Origin of the sequence: Pseudomonas sp. 9Ag, assembly GCF_902506445.1 — a bacterium.
Taxonomy (GTDB): domain Bacteria; phylum Pseudomonadota; class Gammaproteobacteria; order Pseudomonadales; family Pseudomonadaceae; genus Stutzerimonas; species Stutzerimonas stutzeri_AB.
Window position 1 is genome coordinate 2,471,388 of record NZ_LR733836.1, and the last position, 15,648, is coordinate 2,487,035.

Below are 15,648 nucleotides of genomic sequence, written 5' to 3' on the forward strand. Positions count from 1 at the left end.
ATGATGTGCTAAACGACCCTGCAAAGAGCATGGAAAACGCTTGGAATCAGGGTCCGAACGGCATGAGACGGCCTGGGCCTTGATTGCATTGCCCCCCTCCTTTCTCCATACTTGCCGCCGTTTTTGCCCCCTTGAAATGCCATTAGCGTGGAAGCCTTGCATGAGCACAGCAATAAGTGAGACTGCATATAACTATAAGGTGGTTCGCCAATTCGCCATCATGACGGTGGTGTGGGGAATTATCGGAATGGGCCTGGGTGTGTTTATCGCCGCACAGCTGGTCTGGCCTCAACTCAACTTCGACCTGCCCTGGACAAGTTTCGGTCGTTTACGCCCACTTCACACCAACGCGGTGATCTTCGCCTTCGGTGGTTGTGCCCTGATGGCCACATCATTTTATGTGGTGCAGCGGACCTCCCAGGCCCGCCTGTTCTCGGACGGTCTCGCGTCGTTCGTGTTCTGGGGTTGGCAGGCGGTCATCGTTCTCGCGGTAATCACGTTGCCGCAAGGCTTCACCAGTTCCAAGGAATATGCTGAGCTCGAGTGGCCGATCGACATCCTGATCACCCTCGTCTGGGTCAGCTATGCCGTGGTGTTCTTCGGCACGATCATGAAGCGCAAGGCCGCGCACATCTATGTGGGCAACTGGTTCTACGGTGCTTTCATCCTGGTCACGGCGATGCTGCATATCGTCAACAACCTGGAAGTGCCGGTAAGCTGGTTCAAATCCTACTCGGTCTACTCAGGTGCGACCGATGCGATGGTCCAGTGGTGGTACGGCCACAACGCCGTGGGCTTCTTCCTGACCACCGGCTTCCTGGGAATGATGTATTACTTCGTACCCAAGCAGGCTGGCCGTCCGGTCTACTCTTACCGCCTGTCCATCGTGCACTTCTGGGCACTTATCACGCTTTATATCTGGGCCGGCCCTCACCACCTGCACTACACCGCGCTGCCCGAATGGGCTCAGAGCCTTGGCATGGTAATGTCGATCATCCTGCTGGCACCGAGCTGGGGCGGCATGATCAACGGCATGATGACCCTGTCGGGTGCCTGGCATAAGCTGCGCACCGACCCGATTCTGCGCTTCCTGGTCGTGTCCCTGGCGTTCTATGGCATGTCGACCTTCGAAGGTCCGATGATGGCCATCAAGACCGTCAACGCCCTGTCCCATTACACCGACTGGACCATCGGCCACGTTCACGCCGGAGCCCTCGGCTGGGTGGCAATGATCTCCATCGGCTCCTTGTATCACCTGATTCCGAAAGTCTTCGCTCGCGAGCAGATGTACAGCATCGGTCTGATCAACGCCCACTTCTGGCTGGCGACCATCGGTACCGTGCTTTATATCGCGTCGATGTGGGTCAACGGCATCACGCAGGGCCTGATGTGGCGCGCAATCAACGAAGACGGCACGCTGACCTACTCCTTCGTCGAGGCACTGGAAGCCAGCCATCCAGGCTTCATCGTGCGAGCACTGGGCGGCGCGTTCTTCCTCGCCGGCATGCTGCTGATGGCTTACAACACCTGGCGCACTGTGCGTGCCGCCAAGTCGGCTGAATTCGAAGCCGCTGCGCAGATCGCCTGAGGGAACCGATAAATGAAGAATCACGAAATACTCGAAAAGAACATCGGTCTGCTGACCCTGTTCATGATCCTCGCAGTGAGCATCGGCGGTCTGACCCAGATCGTTCCGCTGTTCTTTCAGGACGTGGTCAACGAGCCCGTGGAAGGCATGAAGCCCTACACAGCGTTGCAGCTCGAAGGCCGTGACATCTACATCCGCGAAGGTTGCGTTGGCTGTCACTCGCAGATGGTTCGTCCGTTCCGCGCTGAAACCGAGCGCTATGGTCACTACTCGGTAGCGGGTGAGAGCGTGTACGACCACCCGTTCCTGTGGGGATCCAAGCGTACCGGCCCGGACCTGGCACGTGTCGGCGGCCGCTACTCCGATGACTGGCACCGCGCGCACCTCTACAACCCGCGCAACGTAGTGCCTGAATCGAAGATGCCGTCCTACCCATGGCTGGTCGAGCACAGCCTTGATGGCAAGAACACCGCCGACAAGATGGTTGCGCTGCGCAGCGTTGGCGTGCCTTACACCGAAGAAGACATCGCCAGCGCTAAGGACGCGGTCAAAGGTAAATCCGAAATGGATGCCCTTGTCGCCTACCTGCAAGTACTCGGCACTGCACTCACCAACAAACGGTAACGCACCATGGATATCGGGACTCTTCGCGGCCTGGGCACCATTCTTGTTTTCGTCGCAATGATAGCCATCATCCTCTGGGCTTATAGCAGCAAGCGCAAGAAAAGCTTCGACGAAGCGGCCAACCTGCCCTTCGCGGATGAGCCCGACGCCAACAAGCGTGATGAAGAAGCTTCCAGGAGTAAGAAATAAATGACCTCGTTTTGGAGTTGGTACATCACCCTGCTGAGCCTGGGGACCATTGCCGCACTGGTCTGGCTATTGCTCGCCACTCGCAAGGGACAACGCCACGACAGCACCGAAGAAACCGTTGGCCATTCCTATGATGGAATCGAGGAGTACGACAACCCGCTCCCGCGCTGGTGGTTCCTGCTGTTCGTTGCCACGGTGATCTTCGCATTGGGTTACCTGGCGCTGTATCCAGGGCTGGGTAACTGGAAGGGCATGCTGCCCGGCTACGAAGGTGGCTGGACCCAGGTGAAGGAATGGCAGCGCGAGATGGACAAGGCGGACGAGCAGTACGGCCCGCTTTATGCCAAATTCGCAGCAATGCCTGTCGAACAGGTCGCTCAGGATCCGCAAGCCCTGAAAATGGGTGGTCGCCTGTTCGCTTCCAACTGCTCCGTCTGCCACGGTTCGGATGCCAAGGGCGCCTACGGCTTCCCCAACCTGACCGACAACGACTGGCTATGGGGCGGCGCGCCTGAAACCATCAAAACCACCATCATGGGCGGACGGCAGGCAGCGATGCCCGCATGGCGCGATGTGATTGGCGAAGATGGCATCAGTAATGTCGCTGGCTACGTACGTAGCCTATCGGGCCGCGATACCCCCGAGGGTATTAACGTCGACATTGAGCAGGGTCAAAAAATCTTTGCCGCCAATTGTGTAGCTTGTCATGGTCCTGCAGGCAAAGGCACTCAGGCCATGGGCGCGCCGAACCTGACCGACAACGTCTGGCTTTACGGCTCGAGTTTCGGACAGATTCAGCAGACCCTGCGCTACGGCCGAAATGGCCGTATGCCCGCCCAGGAGCACATTCTTGGCAACGACAAGGTGCACCTGCTGGCAGCGTATGTGTATAGCCTCTCGCAAGAGTCGGAGGACTGATCCATCGGTCCTGGCGCGACCCAAGGTCGCACCTTAGTTCGACTGACGAGGCGTACCATTCGCAGCAGGTAAGCAAAAGATCCCGGCCGACATGCATCGGCCGGGACACTCACCCTCCGCCGTGGTACGCACTTGATGACTGAGCAGATTCCCGTCCGCAACGTAACACCTCCCTCCAAGTCCGAAGCATCGGGCGACCTCTACGCCGCGCGCGAAAAGATCTATACACGAGCCTTCAGCGGCCTGTTTCGCAACTTGCGACTCGCTGGCGGGGCGCTGCTGTTCGTACTTTACTTCGGCACCGTGTGGCTGACCTGGAACGGACGGCAGGCGGTCTGGTGGGACTTGCCAGAGCGCAAGTTCTATATCTTTGGCGCCACCTTCTGGCCGCAGGACTTCATCCTGCTTTCTGCCCTGTTGATCATTTGCGCATTCGGCCTGTTCTTCATCACCGTTTTCGCTGGTCGCGTCTGGTGTGGCTACACCTGTCCCCAGAGCGTGTTTACCTGGGTCTTCATGTGGGCAGAGAAGGTCACAGAGGGTGACCGAAACCAGCGCATGAAACTCGACAAGGCGCCCATGAGTGCCAACAAGTTCATGCGCAAAGCCGCCAAGCACTCGATCTGGCTGGCAGTTTCTCTGGCGATCGGTATTACCTTTGTCGGCTATTTCACACCGATCAGGGACCTGGTCCCTGATCTCGTGACCCTTCAGGTAGGCGGATGGGCTTTGTTCTGGGTGGGGTTCTTCACCCTAGCGACTTACGGCAACGCGGGTTACTTGCGCGAGCAGGTGTGCATCTACATGTGCCCGTACGCTCGTTTCCAGAGCGTGATGTTCGACAAGGACACCCTGATCGTCTCCTACGATCCACGCCGCGGCGAGCGTCGTGGTCCGCGGAAAAAGGATGCCGACTACAAAGCAATGGGCCTGGGAGATTGCATCGATTGCACCATGTGCGTGCAGGTATGTCCCACCGGCATCGACATCCGCGACGGACTGCAGATCGAATGTATCGGGTGCGCCGCCTGCATTGACGCTTGCGACACCATAATGGACAAGATGAACTACCCGCGCGGGCTGATCAGCTACACCACCGAGCACAACCTGTCCGGACAAAAAACCCATCTGGTGCGGCCGCGACTGATTGGCTATGCCGTTGCGCTGACGGCGATGATGGGCGTGTTCGCCTATGCCGTCTCGGACCGTGCGCTCGTCAAGCTCGATGTGCTCAAGGACCGCGTGCTTTACCGGGAAAACGAGCAAGGACGGATCGAAAACGTCTACACGCTCAAGGTGATGAACAAGGCCCAGAGTGAGCAGACATTCATCATCGAAGCCGTTGGCCTTGAAGGTTTGCAATACGAAGGGCGCAACGAGGTGCGAGCTGAAGCGGGTGAACTGGTCACCGTTCCAGTAGAGCTGTCCGTCGCACCAGAACAGCTTCCGTCGAGCACAAACGAAGTCATCTTCCACATCAGATCGGCAGATGATTCCTCAATTGAAGATGAAGCAGAAAGCCGCTTCATCGGCCCCAGCATCCGCTAAACAGGTAGTACATGAGCAATTCCGAGCAAGAAAGTACCCGTTGGTACAAGCAGTTCTGGGCCTGGTTCGTGATCGGCATCCTGCTGATGTCAGTCATCCTTGGCACATCGATGCTGACAATCGCGATTCGCAATGCCGACACCCTCGTCTCCGACAACTATTACGACGCCGGCAAGGGTATAAACCAGTCACTGGAACGCGAAAAGCTCGCTGAGCGCCTGCAAATGCAGGCGCAACTCAACCTCAACGACGAGCGCGGGCTCGCCGAGGTCCAGCTGAGCGGTTCGAGCCGCCCGCAACAAGTCATACTCAACCTGATCTCCCCTACGCAGCCAGAACGCGATCGTCGCATCGTTCTACAGCCGCAGGGCGATGGCTTCTATCAGGGCCAGATGCAGGAGCCGGTCACCGGCAGGCGCTTCGTTGAGCTGCTTGGTCGTGAGGGTGACCAGGATTGGAGGCTATTCGAGGAAAAGGAAATCGCTAGCGGTCAGACGATCAAACTGAGCTACTGACCGAGCGATGGCAAGCCCTGTCCCCTGCTACCACTGCGGGCTACCAGTTCCTGCTGGCAGCGCCTACCACGCCCGCGTGCTGAACGAGCAGCGGGCGCTGTGCTGTCCTGGCTGTCAGGCCGTTGCGGAAGCAATCGTCCAGGGCGGCCTGGAAAGCTACTATTCGCACCGCAGCGACGCTTCCATCAATCCCGACACACTGCCGCAAGCGCTGACCGAAGAGCTGGAGCTTTACGATCGCAAGGACGTACAAGAGCCTTTCGTACGTCACGAAGGTGAGCTGGCCGATGCCTCGCTAATGATTGAAGGCATCAGCTGTGCCGCTTGCGGCTGGCTGATCGAAAAACACCTGCGCCGGCTCGACGCGGTGTCCGAGGCCAGCCTTAACTTGTCAAACCACCGCCTGCGAGTACGCTGGAATGATGCCTCGTTGCCGCTCAGCGAGCTACTCGCCGAGCTTCGTCGTGTCGGTTACGCTGCCCATCCCTATCAAGCGGACCAGGCGGCAGAACGGCTTGCTCAAGAGAACCGCCGCAGCATGCGCCAGCTGGGGGTAGCCGGCCTGCTCTGGATGCAGGTGATGATGGCGACCATGGCGACCTGGCCCGAATTCAACATCGACCTCTCGCCAGGCATGGCTAGCATCCTTCGCTGGACCGCTCTGCTCCTTACCACTCCGATCGTGTTCTATTGCTGCACCGACTTCTTCAAAGGTGCAATGCGCGACCTGCGCACCCGTCACCTGACCATGGACGTTTCTGTTTCGCTGGCGATCGGCGGCGCCTACGTCGCCGGTATATGGTCGACGATCACTGGTCAGGGCGAGCTGTATTTCGATGCCGTGGGCATGTTTGCCTTGTTTCTTCTGGCTGGACGCTTTCTCGAGCGCCGTGCCCGCGAGCGCACCGCTGCGGCGACTGCACAGCTGGTCAATCTGCTGCCGGCTTCGTGCCTGAAATTGGCCGACGACGGGCAGACTGCTCGCATTCTGCTTCGAGAACTGCAGCTTGGCGATCGAGTACTAGTCCAACCCGGCGCGCTGATTCCAGCCGACGGTCGTATCCTCAGCGGCCAGTCGAGTGTGGACGAGTCGGTACTCACCGGCGAATACCTGCCACAAGCTCGGATCGTTGGCGATAGCGTCACTGCGGGCACCCTCAACGTCGAGGGCGCATTGACCATCGAGGTCCAAGCGCTGGGCGACAACACGCGGCTTTCTGCCATTGTCACCCTGCTGGAGCGCGCGCAGTCCGACAAGCCACGCCTGGCCGAACTGGCCGACCGCGTTTCGCAGTGGTTCCTGATAATTGTGCTGTTGACCGCCGCGGTGGTTGGCATTATCTGGTGGCAGATCGACCCGCAACGCGCTTTCTGGATCGTTCTTGCGTTGCTCGTGGCCACCTGCCCCTGTGCCTTGTCATTGGCTACGCCCACCGCATTGACCACGGCCACCGGCACGCTGCACAAACTGGGTCTACTGCTCACCCGGGGGCATGTGCTGGAGGGGCTCAATCACATCGACACGGTGATCTTCGACAAGACCGGAACCCTCACCGAAGGGCGACTGACCTTGAATGAAGTTCGACCACTGGCTGAGCTGGAAGCCGGTGCCTGCCTGGAGTTGGCCGCCGCCCTGGAAAACCGTTCCGAGCACCCGATTGCCCGGGCGTTTGGTCGAGCGCCCCAGGCGGCCGATGCCGTGACCAGCTTTCCCGGCTTAGGCCTCGAAGGTTCGGTTGGCCAACGTACGCTGCGTATTGGACAACCCGATTTCGTAGCGGTCGGCTATGCCGGCGCAGCGCCCGAGATTCCCGGAAAAGAGGGCCAGTGGTTGCTGTTGGGCGACACCCAGGGGCCTCTTGCCTGGCTAGTGCTTAACGACCGCTTGCGCGATGACGCGCCGGCACTGTTACAGGCGTGTAGATCACGTGGCTGGGACACCGTCCTCTTGTCCGGCGACAGCTCTCCGATGGTAGGAGAAATTGCTCAGCAGCTCGGCATCAGTGATGCCCACGGCGGCATGACCCCAACCGACAAACTCACCCACCTGCAGAGACTGCAAGCCGACGGTCGTCGTGTGCTGATGATCGGCGACGGTGTCAACGATGCGCCGGTCCTCGCAGCGGCGGACATCAGCGTGGCCATGGGGTCAGCGACCGATCTAGCCAAGACCAGCGCTGACGCCGTACTGCTCAGCAACCGTCTCGACAGTCTGGTACAAGCATTCAGCGTGGCGCGCCGCAGCCGCCGCATCATCATCGAAAACCTGACTTGGGCGAGCCTGTACAACGGCTTGATCTTGCCGTTCGCGGCTATCGGCTGGGTAACACCGCTATGGGCGGCTCTGGGCATGTCTGCCAGTTCGCTGCTGGTCGTACTGAACGCATTGCGCCTGAGCCGAGTGCCGAATCAGCAGCGACCCGACAGTCTGGTCCGACCGGCGTAGGATAGGTAGCGCCTACTCGGGGCTTGGCGTTACCCACCACTTCTGGAGGCTCTTTTGGCCGCACTTTACATCTTGATTCCCGTGGCCGTGGTTCTGGTCGCGCTGGCCATCTGGATATTCTTCTGGGCCGTCGACAGCGGCCAGTACGATGATCTGGACGGACCGGCCCACAGCATCCTTTTCGACGAAGAGGACCCAAAGCACAGGGCAGGCATCGAGCAAGCAGACAAAGCTCACGATGAAGGGAAGTCTGATCGTGAGTGAATTGTTGCCTCTGCTGGTGTCGGCGCTGGTGCTTGGCCTGCTTGGCGGTGGTCACTGTCTGGGCATGTGTGGCGGCTTGATGGGTGCCCTGACCATGGCCATTCCTGCTGAGCAGCGTGGCAAACGCCTGCGCTTGCTCGTGGCCTATAACCTGGGCCGGGTACTCAGTTATACCAGTGCCGGCCTGCTCATCGGACTGGCAGGCTGGGCCGTTGCCAACAGCCCTTTCGCGATGGCGTTGCGAATTTTAGCCGCACTTCTGTTGATCAGCATGGGCCTGTATCTGGCGGGATGGTGGACAGGCCTGACGCGTGTCGAGGCAGTCGGTAGGGGCCTGTGGCGGCACATTCAACCATTCGCAAGCAAGTTGATGCCCGTCAAGAGCGTGCCAAGAGCACTCCTGCTTGGTGCTCTCTGGGGTTGGCTGCCGTGCGGTCTTGTTTACAGCACCCTACTGTGGGCCGCGAGCCAGGGCGATGCACTGGATAGCGCCTTGCTGATGTTGGCATTTGGTATCGGCACCTGGCCCGTGCTTCTGGCGACCGGCCTGGCCGCCGAACGCCTTACCGCGCTGCTTCGCAAACGCGGCGTACGAATGCTCGGCGGACTCACGGTAATTCTTTTCGGACTCTGGACGCTTCCAGGCCCTCACCAGCAATGGTTGATGGGCCACGGTCACGTTAACAGTGCGTCCGCGCAGCAAGCGCCTACGCACGTTCATCACTGAAGGGTCGCTGACCGAGATAGCCCACTGAGTAGCAAGCATGCGTTCAGCGGGCCTAATCTGACCGGCGTTTGACTCAGGGCTCTTTCGGCAGCTGTCGCTTGTGTGCAGATTTGTCGTAGGTGTCGATGATGATGCGAGCCGCCTCGTCCGGCACCGACCGGCCTTGGAGAAAGGCGTCGATATTCTGATAGCTCACTCCGTGAGCATCTTCGTCCGGCTTGCCAGGTGAAAGCTCCTCGAGATCGGCGGTGGGGACTTTCTTCACCAGCTGCTCGGGTGCGCCTAGCGCAGCAGCCAGCTCACGAACCTGATGCTTGACCAGACCGGCCAGCGGCGTCAGGTCACAAGCGCCATCACCAAACTTGGTAAAGAACCCCATAACCGCCTCGGCGGCATGATCGGTGCCAATAACCAGTCCCTGCCGGGCATTGGCAATGGTGTACTGCGCCACCATGCGCATCCTCGCCTTGGTATTGCCAACAACGAAGTCACGTTTCTCCGGCGCCAAGTCATCAAGCGCTTCGGTCGCTCGCGTCAAACCTTGCACGGCGGCGCCGATGTTGACCGTATGGCACTCATCCGGCTTGATCGAATCGACTGCAAGTTGCGCTTCATCTTCGTCATGCTGGACTTGGTAGGGGAGGCGGACAGCAATGAATCGGTAGTCGTCGCCTTCGCCAGCTTCGCGCATGCCCTCAACGGCGCGCTGCGCAAGCAACCCGGCAGTGGTCGAGTCGACCCCACCACTGATGCCCAGTACCAGCGTCTTGAGCCCAGAATCGCGCAGGCATTGCTGAATGAAGGCGACCCGCCGGTCAATCTCGGCCTGTATTGCCGCGGCCCCATCGAAAGGTGCACAAACGTTAAGCGCAGCAGCGATTTCTTGCTGGCGATGATGCATGGGTTTCTCCTTGCAGTAGATAAGGTTGGCAAGACGGTAGCTAATCCGACCATAACTCAGCCAATAAATCTCCTTCTATGTACCGCCGGTCTCGAGCTCTGCAGCAGGGTCTGGACTCGCTTGATACAGGTCAAGTCTACGCAATGGCGCCCGCCCTAGAATCCGATCACCGCAGTCAACCCGAGACCGTATGATGCTCGACGCCATTCGCTGGGATGCCGACCTGATTCATCGTTACGATCAGGATGGGCCGCGCTATACCCTTTATCCGACGCCCCTGCAGTTCAATTCCAACCTCGGCTCGTTCGACCTGCTGCATGCGCTGCGCAGCAGCCGCCAAGCGGTCAGACCGCTGTCGCTTTATGTTCATCTGCCATTTTGTGCCGACATCTGCTACCACTGCCAGCGCAACAAAGTCATTAGCAAAGACCGCGAGCGTGCCTCTCCGTACCTGGCACGACTGGAAAAGGAAATCGAGCTGGTCGGCTGTCATCTCAGCCAGGACCAGATGGTGGAGCAACTTCATTTCGGCGGTGGCACACCGACCTTTCTCGGGCATGCCGAGCTGCGCGGATTGATGAGCCATTTGCGCAAGCACTTCAACCTGCAAAACGACGATCATGGCGATTTCAGCATCGATATCGATCCACGCGCAGCAGACTGGCCGACGATGGGGTTATTGCGTGAGCTTGGCTTCAACCGCATCAACATAGGCCTGGTAGATCTTGATCCGGATGTGCAGCGGGCAATCAACCGTACTCAGACCCTACAACAGACTCAGACGGTTATCGAAGCTGCCCGAACGCTGCAGTTCCGCTCGATACAGATCGATCTAAGCTACGGACTGCCTCTGCAAACCCCCGAACGCTTTGCTCAGACGGTGGCCGCCGTGATCGCGCTGCAGCCGGAGCGGGTTTCAGTTTCCAGTTATTCGCATGCGCCCGAGCGGTACATGGCGCAGCGAAAGATCAACACTGCAGAGCTACCAGCCCGGTCAGATAAGTTGGCGATGCTGCAGCACAGCGTGGAACAGCTGACTCGCGCGGGCTATCGCTATATCGGCATGGATCTATTCGCCCTGCCTGACGATGAGCTCGCAATGGCCCAGGAAGATGGGGCCCTTCAACGCAGCTTCCAGGGCTATACGACTCATGGACATTGCGATCTGGTCGGCCTCGGGGTTTCAGCGATCAGCCAGATTGGCGACTTGTATTGCCAGAACAACAGCGACATCACGCTCTACCAACAGTCGCTGGCACAAGGCCAACTCGCCACCATTCGGGGGCTGCGATGCAATCAGGACGATCAGATCCGGCACTACACCATTCAGGCCTTGTTCTGTGATTTCGAGCTACGTTTCGACGAGATCGAAAGTATCTTCGGTGTCAGCTTCAAGACCTATTTCGAGGAGACCTGGCCCGCTCTGGAGCAGATGGCTGCCGATGGTCTCATCCAGCTAAGTGCGGACGCGATGACCATTCTGCCGGCCGGACGGTTACTCGTACATGCTGTGTGTATGCAGTTCGACCACTGCCTACCCCCTCGCCCCGCGTCGCGGTTCTTACATGCCATGTGAATAACGGTCCTTGCCACCCCCACTGCGACCCTTGTACCGATTGGCCTAAGGTGCCTGCGTGAGTTAGTCTTGCGCACCGTAAGGTTTTATCAGGATCCCGCAATGTCCGAGCCCATCAAGGTCCGCAAGCAGCCGCAGGCTAATTGCAAGGATTGCAGCCTCTCTGGCCTCTGTCTGCCGCTTTCGTTGAACATGCAGGACATGGAATCGCTGGACGAAATCGTCAAGCGCGGACGCCCCCTGAAAAAAGGCGAAACACTGTTCCGTCAGGGTGATGCGTTCAATTCCGTGTTCGCCATCCGCTCCGGTGCCCTTCGCACTTTCAGCGTCACGGATGCCGGCGAGGAGCAGATCACTGGTTTCCACCTGCCGAGCGAGCTGGTCGGGCTTTCCGGCATGGACACCGAAACCTATCCAGTTTCCGCACAAGCGCTTGAAACCACCTCGGTGTGTGAAATCCCTTTCGAGCGCCTCGACGAGCTCAGTGTGCTGCTGCCCCAGCTGCGCCGTCAGCTGATGCGCATCATGAGCCGCGAGATTCGCGATGATCAGCAGATGATGATGCTGCTGTCGAAGAAGACTGCCGACGAACGCATCGCGACCTTTCTGATCAATCTGTCGGCCCGCTTCAGCGCCCGCGGCTTTTCCGCCAATCAGTTCCGCCTGCCCATGTCACGCAATGAAATAGGCAACTACCTCGGTCTCGCGGTAGAAACCGTTTCGCGCGTATTCACACGCTGCCAGGCGAGTGGGCTACTCGAAGCTGAAGGAAAGGAAGTCCGAATTCTTGACTCCATCCGGTTGTGCGCCCTGGCGGGCGGAAACATGGACGCCTAACGGAGCTCGTATGATCTTTGACGAATTCGCGATCAAAACCCTGATCAGACCAGTCCCAGACTTCCCCAAGCCGGGTGTGGTGTTCCGTGATATCACGCCACTCTTGCAGTCGCCAAAAGCCCTGCGCATGGTGGCGGACAGTCTGATTCAGCGCTATGTCGAAAGCGATTTCACCCACGTGGGTGCGCTGGATGCCCGTGGATTTCTGATCGGTTCGATCATCGCCTACGAACTGAACCGGCCTTTGGTCCTGTTTCGTAAGAAGGGCAAGCTTCCAGCCGACGTGCTGGCAGCGGCCTACAGTACCGAATACGGCGAAGCCTACCTTGAAGTGCATACCGACAGCCTCTGCGAAGGCGATTCGGTTCTACTGCTGGATGACCTCATCGCCACGGGCGGTACGCTGGTCGCGGCAGCTCAGCTGGTTCGCCGCATGGGCGCTCACATTCATGAAGCCGCTGCGATTATCGACCTGCCTGAGCTCGGAGGATCGCGCAAGTTACAGGACATGGGCATCCCCACCTTCACCCTGACCGCATTCGAACTGAACGAGCGCTAGACTTGAGCAGCAGTTGCACGTCTGCCCTGCGCTGCGGAGCGCTGCTCGGGCTCCTGGCATTCTGCTCAACGTCTTTTGCACTCGACCGCGACGCCATGCTCGACGAGGCGAACCTACTAGTGCTTCCGCGGGAGCGACAGTTGCCTACTGTCGAACTCGTTGACGAACAGGGCCTGAGCTTCACAAGCGATGCGCTACGTGACCGCTGGTTCCTGCTCTTTTTCGGATTCACCGCTTGCCCTGACATCTGCCCAACAACGCTGAGCGACATGCGTCGTTTACTCCACCAGCTGCCGCCCACGGTGCGTGACCAGCTGCAAGTGATTTTGGTCAGCGCCGATCCTGCACGCGACACGCCTGAAGCATTGCGTACCTACCTGAGTTATTACCGAGCAGGCTTCAAAGGATTGACCGGCGAAATGCCCGAGCTGCAGAAGCTCTCTAAAGGTCTTGGGCTTCCTTTCATTGCGACAACGGATGCGACGGTATCCGACTACAGCGTCAGCCACAGCGGCAATCTAGCAATCGTCGGCCCGAACGGGACGCTGCGCGGACATATCCGAGCCCCATTGAAGCTGGAAGGGCTAAGCAAGGCCCTGCCCCAGCTAATCGACGCAAGATGACGCCATCTACGGCCAAAAAGACCTAGTGACAATCAAGCGTATCGGCAAGCACGTAGGCCTGAAAGGCAACCTCGTCAATCCAGCGCTGCGTTACCTCAGCCAAAGCATCCTGCCCTTCCCGGCTGTCAGTGTATTGCTCGACGCGCTGTTGCAGCGCGCTATCTCCTGCCGCGACCCTTAATGTGAGGCGAGGATAGTCAAAGGCAGGTAGCAGCTGATCGTAGCGACGCCACTCAGGCAGCTTGGCGATCTGCCGCAGCAAGACAAGGTCGTCCACAACCGCCTTGCACTCACCGAGTTTCAGACCGATCAGTGCTTGTGCCGCGCTGGGATATATCCGTGCAACGCCGCCGAAGCGGCCAGCCACGATGCCAGCGTGCGGGCTACCTGCTGTGACGCAGAATGACTCGCCAGCAAGATCAGCCCAGTCGGCTAGCCCTGCTTTGCTTGCGGTTAAAGCACCAATCTCACTGGAATAATAAGCGGCACCTGATCCAAGCTCACCGAAGCGCAGCGGCCCCTTCCCGGGGGCGACTGAAGGCGCTATGTCGTGGCCCAAGGCTTCGCCCAGACGGGCGAGCCAAGCGGCCTCGAAACCCTGCTCGATTGGTTCAGCCTCCGCCGCTTTGAGCGGACGGTAAGCATCAACCGCAACAGCCTCCAGCGTGGCGGCCTGGGCGCCAGCAGGCGCCAACAGCAGGAGCATCAGCCGTAACAAACGGGTCTTCACGGCGCCGTTCTACACGTACTGATAGCGCAGCATGCGCTGCTTGAACTTCTCCAGAACAACCTGATCGATCAGCGTCGCCAGAATAGCGATGACCAGGATATTCATCATCACGCCGGCCATGTCGGCAATTTCACCGGAATAAGCCAGCGAGCGCCCGAGACCCTGACCGAATCCGATCAGCATCTCTGCCGAGATCAGCGCTCGCCAGGCGTTTCCAAAAGCCAGCTGCGCGCCGGTAATGAGTTCGGGCATCACAGCCGGGAGATAGACCCGCCGCACCAGCTGCCAACGTGATGCGCCCATCACCCGAGCAGCGGCAACCTGGACAGGCTGCACACTTTCGGTGGCGTTCATGACCGACAGCGCCATTGGGAAGAATGCCGCCAGTGCGACCACGACGATGATTGGCAAGTTACCGAAACCCATCACGATCAGAAACAGCGGCACCCACGCGATCGAGGGGATTGACTGGAGGATTACGATGGCAGAACGCAGGATTTCACGGAAGAAGAACAGCACACCACCCAGCAACCCGAAGCCGATACCAAACAGCATTGCGAAGCTGTAACCACTCCCCAACCGGCTCATGCTGCCATAAAGCCCTTCGCGAAACTCCGGCTCATAGACCGTGGTCAACAACCGCTCGAACACAACGGGTATCCCAGGCATCAGAAAGGCAGGAAGACTCCATGCAGCGATCTGCCAAATCAGCAGGATGAATAAAATCGCCAGCACCACGGCGAGGTATTTCTTCGGTCCGGTCAGACGACGTCCCTGGCTCATCAGTGCCCTACCTCCGTCTTGATACCCAACAAGCGAAGGATCTCGCGACGCTCGGCGGCGAACTCGGATAGATCGTGGCTTTTTTCGCAATGAATGAAGTTGAACGTTTTCAGCACTTTGGCCGGACGAGCACTGAACACCAGCACGTGGTCAGCCAGGTACAAAGCCTCATCCACGTCATGAGTAACCAGCAGCACCGTAGGCTGATGCTCGTCGATCAACTCACGCAGAACGTCCTGCAATGCCATGCGCGTAAGCGCATCAAGCGCCCCGAATGGCTCATCGAGCAGCAGCACTTCCGGCTTGGCAATAAACGCACGCGCCAGAGCCGTGCGCTGCCGCATGCCGCCTGAGACCTGATGCGGGTAGTAGTGCTCGAAACCCTCCAGGCTGACCCGAGCGAGCCAGACCCTTGCCTGCTCGAATGCATTGGCCTTGGCTACGCCTTGTAACTCAAGGGCCATTGCCACATTGGCCTGCAACGAAAGCCAGGGGTATAGGGCGTGCTCTTGGAACACCAAGGTGCGCCGGGGACTTGGACCAGGAATCTTCTCGCCATCGGCGAGTACACGACCTGCGGTAGGTTTTTCGAGTCCGGCAACCAGATGCAGTAACGTCGACTTCCCGCAACCGGAAGGTCCTACCAGAGCGACCAGCTCACCCTGGGCAAACTCGCCGCTGAAACCCTTGATGACTTCAAGCTGGCCAAATTGCTTGTCTACTTCTTCGAACCTGAGTTGCATATCGCTTGGAAAACCTCAAGAACTGCCCAATTAGTGGGCTAAATGACACTGCCCGGCTCTATGGCCGGGCAGTGCGG

Annotated in this window: 17 protein-coding genes; 13 read left to right on the forward strand and 4 right to left on the reverse strand. The window is 59.0% G+C overall.

The features are described 5' to 3' along the window. Nucleotides 1-160 precede the first annotated feature (160 nt). From ccoN to ALTERO38_RS11010, 9 genes are all read left to right on the forward strand, one after another. Nucleotides 161-1,588 (forward strand): cytochrome-c oxidase, cbb3-type subunit I, encoded by a 1,428-nt coding sequence (ccoN, locus tag ALTERO38_RS10970; RefSeq protein ID WP_148924065.1) that lies wholly within the window; start codon nt 161-163, stop codon nt 1,586-1,588. 12 nt (nt 1,589-1,600) lie between these two features. Then, nucleotides 1,601-2,212 (forward strand): cytochrome-c oxidase, cbb3-type subunit II, encoded by a 612-nt coding sequence (gene ccoO, locus ALTERO38_RS10975; RefSeq protein ID WP_159968399.1) that lies wholly within the window; start codon nt 1,601-1,603, stop codon nt 2,210-2,212. Nucleotides 2,213-2,218: 6 nt separating this feature from the next. Next, entirely contained in the window at nt 2,219-2,401 is a 183-nt protein-coding gene (locus ALTERO38_RS10980) for a CcoQ/FixQ family Cbb3-type cytochrome c oxidase assembly chaperone (protein WP_045427751.1), read from the forward strand. Continuing rightward, entirely contained in the window at nt 2,402-3,319 is a 918-nt protein-coding gene (ccoP, locus tag ALTERO38_RS10985; protein WP_102835406.1) for a cytochrome-c oxidase, cbb3-type subunit III, read from the forward strand. A gap of 135 nt (nt 3,320-3,454) precedes the next feature. Next, the gene (ccoG, locus tag ALTERO38_RS10990; RefSeq protein WP_159968400.1) at nt 3,455-4,867 is read left to right on the forward strand and encodes a cytochrome c oxidase accessory protein CcoG; all 1,413 of its coding nucleotides are present in this window, start codon (nt 3,455-3,457) and stop codon (nt 4,865-4,867) included. An 11-nt stretch (nt 4,868-4,878) separates the two neighbouring features. Then, nucleotides 4,879-5,382, forward strand: coding sequence for a FixH family protein (locus ALTERO38_RS10995; protein ID WP_102835408.1), 504 nt, complete (start codon nt 4,879-4,881; stop codon nt 5,380-5,382). A 7-nt stretch (nt 5,383-5,389) separates the two neighbouring features. After that, a complete protein-coding gene (locus tag ALTERO38_RS11000; protein ID WP_159968401.1) occupies nt 5,390-7,828 on the forward strand; it encodes a heavy metal translocating P-type ATPase in 2,439 nt (812 codons plus the stop codon). A 54-nt stretch (nt 7,829-7,882) separates the two neighbouring features. Then, nucleotides 7,883-8,092 carry a cbb3-type cytochrome oxidase assembly protein CcoS gene (gene ccoS, locus ALTERO38_RS11005; RefSeq protein ID WP_102835410.1) on the forward strand — a complete coding sequence of 70 codons (210 nt, stop codon included), beginning with the start codon at nt 7,883-7,885 and terminating at the stop codon, nt 8,090-8,092. Next, the gene (locus tag ALTERO38_RS11010; protein WP_102835411.1) at nt 8,085-8,819 is read left to right on the forward strand and encodes a sulfite exporter TauE/SafE family protein; all 735 of its coding nucleotides are present in this window, start codon (nt 8,085-8,087) and stop codon (nt 8,817-8,819) included. Before ccoS ends, ALTERO38_RS11010 begins: the two co-directional genes overlap by 8 nt. 73 nt (nt 8,820-8,892) lie before the next feature. Here the strand turns inward: ALTERO38_RS11010 and nadE are convergent, their stop codons facing one another. Beyond that, nucleotides 8,893-9,720 (reverse strand): ammonia-dependent NAD(+) synthetase, encoded by an 828-nt coding sequence (gene nadE / locus ALTERO38_RS11015; protein WP_102835412.1) that lies wholly within the window; start codon nt 9,718-9,720, stop codon nt 8,893-8,895. A 193-nt stretch (nt 9,721-9,913) separates the two neighbouring features. Here nadE and hemN point away from each other — a divergent pair, with 193 nt between their 5' ends. From hemN to ALTERO38_RS11035, 4 genes are all read left to right on the forward strand, one after another. Beyond that, nucleotides 9,914-11,296 (forward strand): oxygen-independent coproporphyrinogen III oxidase, encoded by a 1,383-nt coding sequence (hemN, locus tag ALTERO38_RS11020; RefSeq protein WP_159969688.1) that lies wholly within the window; start codon nt 9,914-9,916, stop codon nt 11,294-11,296. A 102-nt stretch (nt 11,297-11,398) separates the two neighbouring features. Next, on the forward strand, nt 11,399-12,133 hold the full coding sequence (gene fnr, locus ALTERO38_RS11025; protein ID WP_102835413.1) for a fumarate/nitrate reduction transcriptional regulator Fnr: 735 nt from the start codon (nt 11,399-11,401) through the stop codon (nt 12,131-12,133). Nucleotides 12,134-12,143: 10 nt separating this feature from the next. After that, on the forward strand, nt 12,144-12,692 hold the full coding sequence (locus ALTERO38_RS11030; protein ID WP_102835414.1) for an adenine phosphoribosyltransferase: 549 nt from the start codon (nt 12,144-12,146) through the stop codon (nt 12,690-12,692). 2 nt (nt 12,693-12,694) lie between these two features. Further along, the gene (locus tag ALTERO38_RS11035) at nt 12,695-13,315 is read left to right on the forward strand and encodes an SCO family protein (protein ID WP_159968402.1); all 621 of its coding nucleotides are present in this window, start codon (nt 12,695-12,697) and stop codon (nt 13,313-13,315) included. 22 nt (nt 13,316-13,337) lie between these two features. Here ALTERO38_RS11035 and ALTERO38_RS11040 read toward each other — a convergent pair whose 3' ends face one another. Genes ALTERO38_RS11040 through ALTERO38_RS11050 form a run of 3 tightly spaced genes read right to left on the reverse strand, consistent with a single transcriptional unit; the run spans nt 13,338 to nt 15,571 of the window. After that, nucleotides 13,338-14,045 carry a transporter substrate-binding domain-containing protein gene (locus ALTERO38_RS11040; protein ID WP_159968403.1) on the reverse strand — a complete coding sequence of 236 codons (708 nt, stop codon included), beginning with the start codon at nt 14,043-14,045 and terminating at the stop codon, nt 13,338-13,340. A gap of 9 nt (nt 14,046-14,054) precedes the next feature. Further along, nucleotides 14,055-14,828: an ABC transporter permease gene (locus tag ALTERO38_RS11045; protein ID WP_073300143.1), complete on the reverse strand. Its 774-nt coding sequence runs from the start codon at nt 14,826-14,828 to the stop codon at nt 14,055-14,057. Then, the gene (locus tag ALTERO38_RS11050) at nt 14,828-15,571 is read right to left on the reverse strand and encodes an ABC transporter ATP-binding protein (protein WP_159968404.1); all 744 of its coding nucleotides are present in this window, start codon (nt 15,569-15,571) and stop codon (nt 14,828-14,830) included. Before ALTERO38_RS11050 ends, ALTERO38_RS11045 begins: the two co-directional genes overlap by 1 nt. Nucleotides 15,572-15,648: the final 77 nt, after the last annotated feature.